This is a genomic window from Herbaspirillum robiniae, from assembly GCF_002213415.1.
Classification (GTDB): Bacteria; Pseudomonadota; Gammaproteobacteria; order Burkholderiales; family Burkholderiaceae_D; genus Herbaspirillum; species Herbaspirillum robiniae.
Window position 1 is genome coordinate 233,185 of the sequence record NZ_NJGU01000004.1, and the last position, 11,916, is coordinate 245,100.

Genomic DNA, 11,916 nt, shown 5'->3' on the forward strand with positions numbered 1-11,916 from the left:
CGCGCAGGTCCCTTATCAGGCGCCTGACATGTTCAGGCGCTTTTCTTTTCCCGCACGCCTTTCTTCTTCACCGCATCGGCAATGGCGCTGACCTTGCCGTCGTCCGCCGCCGGCTGCGCCATCTGCTCGCGGATGAAGTCCACCAGGCCGCGCGCATGCGGCGACAGGGTGTCGATATCCTGGAACACCATGCTGCGCTCGCGCACGCTCCACGGATCGCTCAATTCCACGATCGCCAGCTGCATCGTCTGCTGGTGGCGCTGCGCCGCCGAGAGCGGCACGATGCCGATGCCCACGTTGGTCTCGATCATGCGGCACATCGCTTCGAAGCTGCGTACCTGGATGCGCAGCTTCAGGCGCTGGCCGCCTTCGGAGACGATGCGGTTGAGGAAGTGGTGCAGCGTGCTGCCCTCGTGCAGGCCGACGTGCTCGTACTCCAGCGTGTCGACGAAGGGCAGGCTGCCGGCGCCGGCCAGCGGATGTTCCAGCGCGGTCGCCAGCACCAGGCGGTCGGTCGAGAAATTGAGGATCTCCAGCCCGTCGCCCTGCACCGGGCCTGCGACGATGCCGATGTCGGCCGTGCCTTCCTGGATGCCGCGCATGATGTCGTGGTTCAGGCGCTCCTCCAGCGCGACGTTGACCTGCGGATGCTGCGCCAGGAACTTGCCCAGGATCTCCGGCATGAATTCGGTCACCGCCGTGGTGTTGGCGAAGATGCGGATGTAGCCCTTGATGCCGTTGTTGTACTGCTGCATGTCGCTCTTGAGGTGCTCGACCTGCTGCATGAACAGCTGCGCATGATGCAGCAGCGTCTGGCCGGCCGGCGTCAGCTGCACGCCCTTGCTCTCGCGATAGAGCAGCCGCGTGCCGAAGCGCGTCTCCAGTTCCTTGATGCGGTTGCTGGTGGCGGCCAGCGACAGGTTCATGCGCTCGGCGCTGCGCGTCAGGCTGTTGAGTTCGGCGATCAGGATGAAAAGCCGCAGGTCGGTGAGGTCGAAGAGCATGTCGTGGTCCGGCTGAGGTTGCAGGGTTGCCGATGATGCCGATGTCGGCGAGGCGGGGAGGGCGTTTGCGTCGCGCGGCTTGATGCGCTGCGCGGAAATTCTTGTCGTGGGCGTCTCCCTGATGGGTCTTCATGTTACGCCGATTCTTTGGTCCTTACCCGCGCTTTGCTTGCTGCGCCGCCGCATCCGCATGCGTTCCGCGAGGCGGAACATTCGTGCGCTGACTTCACTCTCGCGAAAGCCCCCCTTCAAAAAATACAGATTGTTCTGCAGCCAATGCGGGAACAGACTTGCCTCCGATCAAAACGACAAGAACCAAGAGGAGCGCATGTCCAATCCCGACCTCGACCTGTCCATGTTGCGGCAATGGGTCGACAAGACCGAGAGCCGCGACGACCACATCAACCCCGCCTTCGCCGCCGCGCTGGCCGCCACCATCGACGGCCCGCAGCAGCCGCTGGCGGGCGATGCGCTGCCGCCGCTGTGGCACTGGATCTATTTCTGGACCGTCTGCAAGCAGTCCGAAGTCGGCGACGACGGCCATCCCAAGCGCGGCGGGTTCCTGCCGCCGGTGCCGCTGCCGCGTCGCATGTGGGCCGGCGGTCGCCTGCGTTTCGACGCGCCCCTGCCGGTTGGCAGCGCGGCGCAGAAGACTTCCCGCATCGCCAGCGTGGACGTGAAGCACGGGCGCACCGGCGCGCTGGCTTTCGTCACCGTCAAGCATGAGATCGGCCATGGCGGCCAGGTCTGCATCCACGAAGAACACGACATCGTCTATCGCGAGATGCCGCAGCCGGGCGCCGCGCCCGTTGCGCCCAAGGCCGCGCCGGCCGACGCGCAGTGGAAGCGCCGCGTCGATCCCGATCCGGTGCTGCTGTTCCGTTACTCGGCGCTGACCTTCAACGGCCATCGCATCCATTACGACCGCAGCTACGTCACCGGCGTGGAGGGCTATCCCGGCCTGATCGTGCACGGCCCGCTGATCGCCACCTTGCTGGCCGACCTGCTGGCGCGCGAGATGCCGCGCGCGGTGCTGCGCGAATTCAACTTCCGCGCCGTCGGCAGCCTGTTCGACATCGAAGGCTTCGAGCTGTGCGGCAAGCCGGCCGCCGACGGCAAGTCGGTCCAGCTGTGGGCCCAGAACCTGCGCGGCGAGCTGGCGATGCAGGCCGAGGCCATCCTGGGCTGACCCGATTTTCATCATTCATCCATTACGTTTCGGAGATTCAATATGTCGTATCAGGCGCCCAATGACGCTTATGGCGATCTGCGCGATGCAGTGCGCGATCTGTGCAATACCTTCCCGCCGGAGTACTGGCGCAAGGTCGACGAAGCCCGCGGCTATCCCGAGGAGTTCGTCGACGCGCTGACCAAGGCCGGCTGGCTGGCCGCGCTGATCCCGCAAGACTACGGCGGCTCCGGCCTGGGCCTGACCGAGGCCTCGGTGATCATGGAAGAGATCAACCGCACCGGCGGCAACTCCGGCGCCTGCCACGGCCAGATGTACAACATGGGCACGCTGCTGCGCCACGGCTCCGAGCAGCAGAAGCAGCTCTACCTGCCCAAGATCGCCAGCGGCGAGCTGCGCCTGCAGTCCATGGGCGTGACCGAGCCGACCACCGGCACCGACACCACCAAGATCAAGACCGTGGCGGTGAAGAAGGGCGACCGCTATGTGGTGAACGGCCAGAAGGTGTGGATCTCGCGCATCCAGCACTCGGACCTGATGATCCTGCTGGCGCGCACCACGCCGCTGGACCAGGTGAAGAAGAAGTCCGAGGGCATGTCGATCTTCATCGTCGACCTGAAGGAGGCGATCGGTCGCGGCATGGAAGTGCGCCCCATCCTGAACATGGTCAACCACGAGACCAATGAACTGTTCTTCGACAACCTCGAGATCCCGGCCGAGAACCTGATCGGCGAAGAGGGCAAGGGTTTCAAGTACATCCTCGACGGCCTGAACGCCGAGCGCACCCTGATCGCCGCCGAGTGCATCGGCGACGGCTACTGGTTCATCGACAAGGCCGCGCAGTACGCCAAGGAGCGCGTGGTGTTCGACCGTCCGATCGGCATGAACCAGGGCGTGCAGTTCCCCATCGCCGACAGCTTCATCGAGCTGGAAGCCGCCAACCTGATGCGCTACAAGGCCTGCGAACTGTTCGACGCGCACCAGCCCTGCGGCGCCCAGGCCAACATGGCCAAGTTCCTGGCGGCCAAGGCCTCGTGGGAGGCGGCCAACGTTTGCCTGCAGACGCACGGCGGCTTCGGTTTCGCCTGCGAATACGACGTCGAGCGCAAGTTCCGCGAGACGCGCCTGTACCAGGTCGCGCCGATCTCGACCAACCTGATCTATTCCTACGTGGCCGAACACATCCTCGGCCTGCCGCGTTCCTTCTGAACCGGCGCACAACAACAAGGAGACGCCCGTGAGCCCGACCACCGATTCGCCATCCCGCACCCTGGCCGCCTTCCTGGCCGGCCTGCGCTATCAGGACATCCCGCCGGCGGTGATCGCCCGCACCGAAGACCTGTTCCTCGACTGGTTCGCCTCGGCGCTGGCCGGCAAGGGCGCGCGCCAGATCGAGATCATCGAGCGCTACGCCGCGACGATGGGGCCGAAGGAGGGCAGCGCCACCATCCTCACCAGCCGCAAGTCCAGCTCGCCGTATTTCGCGGCGCTGGTCAACGGCGCCTCTTCGCACCTGGTGGAGCAGGACGACGTGCACAACGGCTCGGTGTTCCACCCGGCGGCGGTGGTGTTCCCGGCGGCGCTGGCGGCTGCGCAGGATCTCGGCAAGTCCGGCGCCGACCTGCTGGTGGCGGCGGTGGCGGGCTACGAGGCGGGCATCCGCATCGGCGAATTCATGGGCCGTTCGCACTACCGCGTGTTCCATACCACCGGCACCGTCGGCACGCTGGCCGCTGCCGTCGCGGTGGGCAAGCTGATGGACTTCGACACCGGGCAATTCCTGCACGCGCTGGGTTCGGCCGGCACGCAGGCGGCCGGCCTGTGGGAGTTCCTGCGCGACGCCGCCGACTCCAAACAGCTGCACACCGGCAAGGCCGCCGCCGACGGTTTGCTGGCCGCGTATTTGACGCGCGACGGCTTCACCGGCGCGCAGCGCATCCTGGAAGGGGCGCAGGGCATGGCCGCCGGTATGTCGTCCGACGCCGATCCGGCCAAGCTGACCGACGGCCTGGGTTCGCGCTGGGCGACCGCCGAGACTTCATTCAAATTCCACGCCTCTTGCCGCCACACCCATCCGGCGGCCGACGCGCTGCAGGTGCTGATGCAGCGCGAGGGCCTGCGCCACGACCAGATCGCCGCCGTCAACACGCGCGTGCACCAGGGCGCCATCGACGTGCTGGGTCCGGTGGTCAATCCGCAGACGGTGCACCAGGCCAAGTTCTCCATGGGCACGGTGCTGGGCCTGATCGCGGTGCACCAGCAGGCCGGCCTGACCGAGTTCGAGCAACAGGCATTGCAGGATCCGCGCGTGGCGCAGTTCCGCGAGAAGGTGAAGATGACGCTGGACCGCGAAGTCGACGGCGCCTATCCGGCGCGCTGGCTGGGCCGGGTCGAGGTCGAGACCACCGACGGCCGCAAGTTCTCCGCCGCCGTGGACGTGCCCAAGGGCGACCCCGACAACACGCTCTCGCGCCCCGAGCTGGAGCACAAGGCGGCCAAGCTGATCGCTTTCTCCAGCGCCGCCAGCGATGCCGAAATCAGCAACATCATCGCCCGTGCCTGGCGCCTGCATGAAGAGCGCGAGCTGAGCGAACTGTTCTGACGCAATAGCAATAGCAATAGCAATAGCAAGCCATATAGGAACCGACATGCTGCAATCCACCCGGCCCCTGGAGGGCATTACCGTCATCAGCCTCGAGCACGCCATCGCCGCGCCGTTCTGCACCCGCCAGCTGGCCGACCTCGGCGCGCGCGTGATCAAGATCGAGCGCCCCGGCGTGGGCGATTTCGCGCGCGGCTACGACACCCGCGTCTCGGGACTCTCCTCGCACTTCGTCTGGACCAACCGCTCCAAGGAAAGCCTGACGCTGAACCTGAAGGACGAAGACGGCAAGAAGATCATCGCCAAGCTGCTGGAAGAAGCCGACGTGCTGGTGCAGAACCTGGCGCCGGGCGCGGCCGCCGGCCTGGGCCTGTCGGCCGCGGTGCTGCACAAGAAGCACCCGCGCCTGATCGTGTGCGACATCTCCGGATATGGCGAAGACGGCCCCTATCGCGACAAGAAAGCCTACGACCTGCTGATCCAGAGCGAGGGCGGTTTCCTGTCGGTGACCGGCACCCGTGACGACATGGCCAAGGCCGGCTGCTCGATCGCCGACATCGCCGCCGGCATGTATGCCTACTCCAACATCCTGGCTGCGCTGATCAAGCGCGGGCGCGACGGCAAAGGCAGCCATATCGACCTCTCCATGCTGGAGGCGCTGACCGAGTGGATGAGCTTCCCGATGTACTACGCCTACCAGGGCGCGTCGCAGCCGGTGCGTTCCGGCGCCGAGCACGCCACCATCTATCCCTACGGCCCGTTCACCGCCGGCGACGGCAAGGTGGTGATGCTGGGCCTGCAGAACGAGCGCGAGTGGAAGGTGTTCTGCGAGGTGGTGCTGCAGGACCCGGCGCTGGCGGCCGACGAGCGTTTCTCCAACAACTCGCGCCGCCATGAGAACCGCGACGCGCTGCGCGCACTGATCCTGAAGATGTTCGCCGACATGACGGCCGAGCAGGTGGTGGCGCGGCTGGACGAGGCGCAGATCGCCAACGCCCATGTCTCCACCATGCAGGACATCTGGGACCATCCGCAGCTGGCCGCGCGCGGCCGCTGGACCGAGGTCGGCTCGCCGGCCGGCGCGCTGCCGGCATTGCTGCCGCCGGGCGTCAACGACAGCTACGACTACCGCATGGATGCGGTGCCGGCGCTGGGCCAGCACACCGACGGCATCCTGGCCTCGCTGGGCTACGGCGCCGAGCAGATCGCGGCGATGCGCGAACGGGGCGCGGTGTGATGGCCTCGCGCGTGGCCGCCGCCAGCGCCTACCTGTTCGTGCCGGCGAACCGGCCGGACCGCTACGCCAAGGCGCTCGACAGCGGCGCCGACGCCGTCATCGTCGATCTTGAAGATGCGGTGGCGCTGCCGCTGAAGGAACAGGCGCGCGCCACCCTGGCGCAGTGGATACGCGACAACGGCCCGCAGCCGCGGCTGTGGGTGCGGGTCAACGCGGCCGACACGGTCTGGCATGCCGACGACGTGGCCGCTTTCGCCGCGCTGCCGCTGGCCGGCATCGTGCTGCCCAAGGCCGAAGATCCGAAGGCGGTCGGCGCCATCGCCGCAAGGCTGCCGGAAGGCTCGGGCGTGATCGCGCTGATCGAGACCGCCACCGGCCTGGCCGACATGCGCCAGATCGCGCGCGTGCCCGGCGTCGCGCGGCTGGCGTTCGGCTCCATCGATGCCCAGGTCGACCTGGGCATGCAGTGCGGGCCGGAAGAAGAAGAGCTGCTGCACCTGCGCGTGGAAATGGTGCTGGCGTCGCGCCTGGCGGGCATCGCGCCGCCGGTGGACGGTGTGACCACCGCCTTCGATGACGAGGCCTTCCTGGCGAAGATGGTGCTGCGCGCGCGCAGGCTGGGGTTCGGCGCCAAGCTGTGCATCCACCCGAAGCAGGTGGCGGGCGTGAAGCAGGGATTCATGCCCACGCCGGCCGAACTGGCCTGGGCGCGCGAAGTGATGACCGCGGTGCGCGCCAGCGACGGCGGCGCCATCTCGCTGAACGGAAAGATGGTCGACAGGCCAGTGATCATGCAGGCCGAGAAGTTCCTGCACCAGGCCGGCGAATTGCAGGACTGATCCGAGGGAAGAAGACGCAGAAAGAAGACGAAGAAAGAAGACGAAGAAAACAGCAGGTCGAGAACAGAGCGCCGGCGCCATGCCGGCCGATACGCCAGATCGGGGCGCCGCTTGCGGGTATGAACGCGCGTGCCGACACGAAATGCCATGCGGTAAAGCTGAACAGAAGCAGAACAACAAAGCAGTAGCGCCCCGGGCCGGTCAGCCGGCCGGGGCGCGGATTTGCAGTCGCAGCAGGGCAGTGCGGCGATCCGGGAGAGACACCGGGCGCCGGTTCAACCAGCAAAAACAAGAGCGCAAGCAGCGGATGCCGTCGGGGATGGGCCCGGGGCGGATGCATCCAACCATCTGGAGGAGACATGTTCAAGAAAAAACTTATCGGCACGATGCTGGCCGCGGTATCCGCGTTCGCTTTCTCGCAAGGCGCGCTGGCGCAATCCAAGCCCGCCGAACTGAAGATCGGCATCACCACCTTCACTTCCGGCCCGGCCTCGGTGTTCGGCGTGCCGGCCAAGCAGGCGGCGGAACTCTACCTCGAAGACCTCAACGCCAAGGGCGGCATCAACGGCGTGAAGGTCGTCCCCACCTTCATCGACGAAGGCGTGGGCGGCGACAAGCTGCTCTCCGAATATCGCCGCGTGGTGCAGGAGCAGAACGTGCACGTGATGCTGGGCTCGATCTCCAGCGGCAGCTGCAACACGCTGGCGCCGGTGGCCGAAGACCTGAAGGTCCTGAACATCCTGTGGGACTGCGGCACCGAGAAGGTGCTGGAGGAGCGCCGCTACAAGTACGTCGTGCGCACCCAGGCCAACGCCACCACCGAGATGGTGGCCAGCGTGCTCTACCTGCTGCGCCAGAAGCCCAACTTCAAGACCATCGCCGTGGTGAATCAGGACTACGCCTGGGGTCGCGACTCCTGGGAGCTGTTCTCGCAGACCCTGAAGATCCTCAAGCCGGACGTCAAGGTGGTGGCCGAGCTGTTCCCCAAGTTCGGCGCCTCTGACTTCTCGACCGAGATCAGCCGCCTGCAGGCGCTGCGCCCGGACGTGATCCTGTCGACTTCGTGGGGCGGCGACCTGGACACCTTCGTGCGCCAGTCGGCCCAGCGCGGCCTGATCAAGAACTCGCAGTTCGTGCTGCCGCTGGCGGAAAGCTCGCTGGAGCGCCTGGGCACGACCCTGCCTGACGGCGTCATCATCGGCGCGCGCGGCGACCACTACTTCCTGCACCCGGTGCTCAAGGACGATCCCAAGCTCAAGGGCTTCGTCGACAAGTTCAAGGCCAAGACCGGCGCCTATCCGATCTACTCGGTCTACCACATGATCCAGGCGCTGGACGGCCTGGTGGCGGGGTATGACAAGGCGATCAAGGCCAACAAGGGCCAGTGGCCGAGCACCGAGCAATTGGCCTCGGCCATGCACGGCCTGAAGTTCCGCGGCCTGACCGACGAGGTGACCATCCGCGACGACGGCCAGGGCCTGGAAGACCAGCTGCTGGGCACGACCAGGAAGACCGCCGGCTATCCTTTCCCCATCCTGGACAAGATCGAGATCTACCCGGCTGAAATGGCCATCGCCCCGGTCGGCCAGAAGTCGGTGGACTGGGTGAAGACGATCAAGCCCGAGATCCTGAAAGACCCGCGCATCAAGACGTTCCCTCCGGTGAAGTGAGCGGACGACGGCCATGAATCAGGAACTATTCCTGCTGGCGGTGCTTGACGGCATCTCCTACGCGGCGCTGCTGTTTCTGGTGGCGCTGGGTATGACGCTGGTGTTCGGCGTCATGCGCATCCTCAACATGGCGCACGGCAGCCTCTATGCGTTCGGCGGCTATTTCGCCGCCACGCTGGGGCTGTGGGCGGTGGCCAAAGGGCTGTCGCCGGCGTGGTCCTTCCTGTGGCTGGTGCTGGCCGCGCTGGTGATCGGCGCGGTGCTAGGCACCGTCATGGAAGTGCTGCTGCTGCGTCGCATCTATCACAAGGAGCAGATCCTGCAACTGCTGGTGACGTTTGCGGCCTTCATGATCTTCGAAGACCTGCAACGCATGATCTGGGGCGCCCAGCCTTATTTCGTCTCCGACATCGTCAACTATCTCGGCGTGGCCGAGGTGCTGGGCATCACCTATACCCGCTACCAGCTGATGGTGCTGCCGGGCGTGGCGCTGGTGGTGTTCTTCGGGCTGCGCTGGTTCCTCAAGTCCAGCCGCACCGGACGCCAGATCGTGGCCGTGGCGCACAACCGCGAGGTGGCGACCGCCATGGGCATCGACGCCAAGCGCATCTGCCTGCTGACCTTCGTGGCCGGCTCCATGCTGGGCGCGCTGGGCGGGGCCCTGGCGTCGCCCACGACCTCGCTGGTGCCGGGCATCGGCGCCGAGATGATCGTGCTGTCGTTCGCCGTGGTGGCGACCGCCGGGCTGGGGCAGATCGAGGGCACGCTGGTGACGGCGTTGCTGATCGGCCTGGCGCGCTCGTTCGCGGTCTACCTGCAACCCGAGATGGAGGTGCTGGTGCCTTACCTGATCATGGTGGCGGTGCTGCTGTTCCGTCCGCAGGGACTGTTTTCCGTGGCGCAAGCGAGGAGGGTGTGATGACGCGAGCCAATCTTGCCGGCCTGGCGCTGGCCCTGATCGCGCTGGCGGCGCCCCTGGCCTGGCCATGGCTGAAGACGCCGGTGGTGATCGCGGCCAGCTTCGGCGTCGCCGCGCTGGGCGTATCCATTTTGATCCGCGCCGGCCAGCTGTCGTTCGGCCATGCGATGTTCTCCTGCGCGGCCGGTTATGCCGCGGCCTTCCTGGCGCGCGCCATGCCGCAGCTCGACAGCGCCTTGCTGCTGCTGGTGGGCATGGCGTGCGGAGCGGTGATGGGCATGGTGATCGGCCTGTTCGTGGTGCGCTACCGGGCGATCTTCTTCGGCATGCTCAACCTGGCGCTGTCGATGGTGCTGTTCTCCATCCTCGGCAAGTTCTACAGCTGGACCGGCGGCACCGACGGCATCCGCCTGGCGCGCTCGACCTTCTTCGGCATGCAGCTCGACCGCGACGGTTTCGAGACGGCGTTGCTGGTGGTGGCGGTGCTGTGCTCCATCGTGCTGGCGCTGGTGGTGCAACGCTACCAGCAATCCATCGCCGGACAGGCGCTGGCCGCGGTCAAGACCAACGAGACGCGGCTGGAATACATCGGCCTGTCGGCCAACAAGGCGCTGTGGATCGGCTATGTGATCTCGGCTTCCCTGTGCGGCCTGTCGGGCGCGATGTTCGCGCTGATGCAGGGGCTGGTGACGCCGGAGATGGGGTATTGGGTGCGCTCGGGCGAGATCGTCTTCATCTCCATCCTGGGCGGCGTCGGCCATCCGGTCGGGGCGTTCCTGGGGGCGGTGGTGTTCGAGTTCGTCAAGCTGTATTCGGCAGCGCTGTTTACCGGCGCCTGGCAGATGGTGCTGGGCTTCGTGCTGATCGGCCTGGTGTTCTTCGTGCCCAGCGGCCTGTCGGGATTGCTGTTTCGCAAGAGCAAGCCGGTGGCCGAGACGCCGGCAGCGGACAAGAACGACAAGGGCGCGGCCATTGCGTCCGCCATCGAGGAGGTGCGTTCATGAGCGCCCTGTTACAGACCCGCGGCCTGCAACTTGCCTTCGGCGGCGTGGTGGTGGCCGACAGCATCGACTTCGCGCTGGAGCAGGGCGAGCGGCTGGCGGTGATCGGCCAGAACGGCGCCGGCAAGACCACCTTCATCAACATCTGCACCGGCTTCATCCGGCCCACCGGCGGCAGCGTGCATTTCGACGGCAAGGAGATCACCAGGATGGCGCCGCGCGCCATCGTCCAGCGCGGCATCGGACGCTCCTTCCAGCTGCCGCAGCTGTTCCTGGAGCACACGGTGCGCGACTGCATCCGCCTGGCGGCGGCCGGGCGCACCGGCGTGCTGCGCATGTGGACGCCGCTGTCGCGCGTGCTGCCGGAGTCCGAGATCGAGCGGATCCTGGAGCTGGTGGGCCTGCGCCAGCGCGCCGACGATCCCTGCTCGCTGCTGCCCGAAGGCCAGCGCAAGCTGCTCGACATCGCCATGGCGCTGGTGCTGCAACCCAAGCTGCTGATCATGGACGAGCCCACCAGCGGCGTTTCCACCGAGGAGAAGCACGGGCTGATGGCGATCATCATGCGCGTGCTGGACGAGCAGAAGATCACCTCGATCTTCGTCGAGCACGACGTCGACATCGTCACCCGCTACGCCACCCGCGTGGCGGCGTGGATCTCGGGCCGCATCGCCGCCGACGGCAAGCCGCAGGACGTGCTCGGCAATCCGGACATCCGCCGCAACGTGATAGGGGAGTGAGATGCTGAAGATCAACAGGATCAGCGCGCGCATCGCCGGCATCACGGTGCTGCGCAAGATCGACACCGAGTTCCCGGCCGGCAGCCTGCTGGCCGTGGTGGGGCGCAACGGCGCCGGCAAGACCACCTTGCTGCGCGCCGTGATGGGGCTGATGCCGCTGCAGGAGGGCAGCATCAGCTTCGACGGCCGCGACCTGGCGTCGGTGCCGGCGCACGGCAGGGCGGCGCTGGGCATCGGTTACGCCCCGGAAGACCGGGTGATGTTCCCGACCTTCACCGTGGAAGAAAACCTGCGCCTGCCGTGCGACGTGCTCAAGCTGCCGCGTGCGGAGATCGACCGTCGCCTGGAAAAGGCGGTGGCCGTGGTGCCGCAACTCAAGGACATGCTGCCGCGTTCCGGCGCGGCGCTGTCCGGCGGCCAGGGCAAGATCGCCGCGCTCGGACGGGCGCTGATGGCCGGCACGCGGCTGGTGCTGCTGGACGAGCCTTTCCAGGGACTGGCGCCGGTGCTGGCGTCGCAATACGGCGAATCGCTGCGCCGCCTGCGCGAGATGGACAGCGAGGTATGCGTGGTGGTGACCGAATCCAACCGCAGCCTGCTGCGCGACCTGCCCGACGCCACCCTCACGCTGGAGCGCGGCGAGCTGGCGGTGGGCGAGCCGGCCGCGGCCCACTGAAGCGCAATGCATTTTTCCGATTTCCTTTTCCCCCACAGG

General features: G+C 66.7%; 11 protein-coding genes. 10 read left to right on the plus strand and 1 reads right to left on the minus strand.

The window, feature by feature from the left end:
* Positions 1 to 32: 32 nt before the first annotated feature.
* Complete coding sequence (locus tag CEJ42_RS07765; RefSeq protein WP_088750537.1) at positions 33 to 1,004, minus strand: LysR family transcriptional regulator; 972 nt, start codon at positions 1,002 to 1,004, stop codon at positions 33 to 35.
* A 328-nt stretch (positions 1,005 to 1,332) separates the two neighbouring features.
* Between CEJ42_RS07765 and CEJ42_RS07770 the strand changes: the two genes are divergently transcribed.
* The 10 genes from CEJ42_RS07770 to CEJ42_RS07815 all read left to right on the plus strand — a co-directional run bounded on the left by CEJ42_RS07770 (position 1,333) and on the right by CEJ42_RS07815 (position 11,877).
* The gene (locus CEJ42_RS07770) at positions 1,333 to 2,193 is read left to right on the plus strand and encodes an HTD2 family dehydratase (protein WP_079214557.1); all 861 of its coding nucleotides are present in this window, start codon (positions 1,333 to 1,335) and stop codon (positions 2,191 to 2,193) included.
* A 42-nt stretch (positions 2,194 to 2,235) separates the two neighbouring features.
* Complete coding sequence (locus CEJ42_RS07775) at positions 2,236 to 3,402, plus strand: acyl-CoA dehydrogenase family protein (protein ID WP_079214558.1); 1,167 nt, start codon at positions 2,236 to 2,238, stop codon at positions 3,400 to 3,402.
* A 28-nt stretch (positions 3,403 to 3,430) separates the two neighbouring features.
* Positions 3,431 to 4,795: an MmgE/PrpD family protein gene (locus CEJ42_RS07780; RefSeq protein WP_088750538.1), complete on the plus strand. Its 1,365-nt coding sequence runs from the start codon at positions 3,431 to 3,433 to the stop codon at positions 4,793 to 4,795.
* A 46-nt stretch (positions 4,796 to 4,841) separates the two neighbouring features.
* Positions 4,842 to 6,032, plus strand: coding sequence for a CaiB/BaiF CoA transferase family protein (locus tag CEJ42_RS07785; protein ID WP_079214560.1), 1,191 nt, complete (start codon positions 4,842 to 4,844; stop codon positions 6,030 to 6,032).
* Complete coding sequence (locus CEJ42_RS07790; protein ID WP_088750539.1) at positions 6,032 to 6,871, plus strand: HpcH/HpaI aldolase/citrate lyase family protein; 840 nt, start codon at positions 6,032 to 6,034, stop codon at positions 6,869 to 6,871. The genes CEJ42_RS07785 and CEJ42_RS07790 overlap by 1 nt, the downstream gene beginning before the upstream one ends.
* Positions 6,872 to 7,230: 359 nt before the next feature.
* Complete coding sequence (locus tag CEJ42_RS07795; RefSeq protein WP_079214562.1) at positions 7,231 to 8,541, plus strand: ABC transporter substrate-binding protein; 1,311 nt, start codon at positions 7,231 to 7,233, stop codon at positions 8,539 to 8,541.
* A 13-nt stretch (positions 8,542 to 8,554) separates the two neighbouring features.
* Entirely contained in the window at positions 8,555 to 9,460 is a 906-nt protein-coding gene (locus CEJ42_RS07800; RefSeq protein ID WP_088750540.1) for a branched-chain amino acid ABC transporter permease, read from the plus strand.
* Positions 9,460 to 10,464 (plus strand): branched-chain amino acid ABC transporter permease, encoded by a 1,005-nt coding sequence (locus tag CEJ42_RS07805; protein WP_088750541.1) that lies wholly within the window; start codon positions 9,460 to 9,462, stop codon positions 10,462 to 10,464. Before CEJ42_RS07800 ends, CEJ42_RS07805 begins: the two co-directional genes overlap by 1 nt.
* A complete protein-coding gene (locus tag CEJ42_RS07810; protein WP_088750542.1) occupies positions 10,461 to 11,201 on the plus strand; it encodes an ABC transporter ATP-binding protein in 741 nt (246 codons plus the stop codon). Before CEJ42_RS07805 ends, CEJ42_RS07810 begins: the two co-directional genes overlap by 4 nt.
* A 1-nt stretch (position 11,202) precedes the next feature.
* The gene (locus CEJ42_RS07815) at positions 11,203 to 11,877 is read left to right on the plus strand and encodes an ABC transporter ATP-binding protein (RefSeq protein ID WP_079214566.1); all 675 of its coding nucleotides are present in this window, start codon (positions 11,203 to 11,205) and stop codon (positions 11,875 to 11,877) included.
* Positions 11,878 to 11,916 lie beyond the last annotated feature (39 nt).

What these genes read in the sequence shown, in the direction of transcription:
- CEJ42_RS07770 (WP_079214557.1), top strand. Translation starts at nt 1,333, where the DNA reads ATGTCCAATCCCGACCTCGACCTGTCCATGTTGCGGCAATGGGTCGAC.
- CEJ42_RS07785 (WP_079214560.1), top strand. Translation starts at nt 4,842, where the DNA reads ATGCTGCAATCCACCCGGCCCCTGGAGGGCATTACCGTCATCAGCCTC.
- CEJ42_RS07805 (WP_088750541.1), top strand. Translation starts at nt 9,460, where the DNA reads ATGACGCGAGCCAATCTTGCCGGCCTGGCGCTGGCCCTGATCGCGCTG.
- CEJ42_RS07800 (WP_088750540.1), top strand. Translation starts at nt 8,555, where the DNA reads ATGAATCAGGAACTATTCCTGCTGGCGGTGCTTGACGGCATCTCCTAC.
- CEJ42_RS07775 (WP_079214558.1), top strand. Translation starts at nt 2,236, where the DNA reads ATGTCGTATCAGGCGCCCAATGACGCTTATGGCGATCTGCGCGATGCA.
- CEJ42_RS07810 (WP_088750542.1), top strand. Translation starts at nt 10,461, where the DNA reads ATGAGCGCCCTGTTACAGACCCGCGGCCTGCAACTTGCCTTCGGCGGC.
- CEJ42_RS07765 (WP_088750537.1), bottom strand. Translation starts at nt 1,004, where the DNA reads ATGCTCTTCGACCTCACCGACCTGCGGCTTTTCATCCTGATCGCCGAA.
- CEJ42_RS07790 (WP_088750539.1), top strand. Translation starts at nt 6,032, where the DNA reads ATGGCCTCGCGCGTGGCCGCCGCCAGCGCCTACCTGTTCGTGCCGGCG.
- CEJ42_RS07815 (WP_079214566.1), top strand. Translation starts at nt 11,203, where the DNA reads ATGCTGAAGATCAACAGGATCAGCGCGCGCATCGCCGGCATCACGGTG.
- CEJ42_RS07795 (WP_079214562.1), top strand. Translation starts at nt 7,231, where the DNA reads ATGTTCAAGAAAAAACTTATCGGCACGATGCTGGCCGCGGTATCCGCG.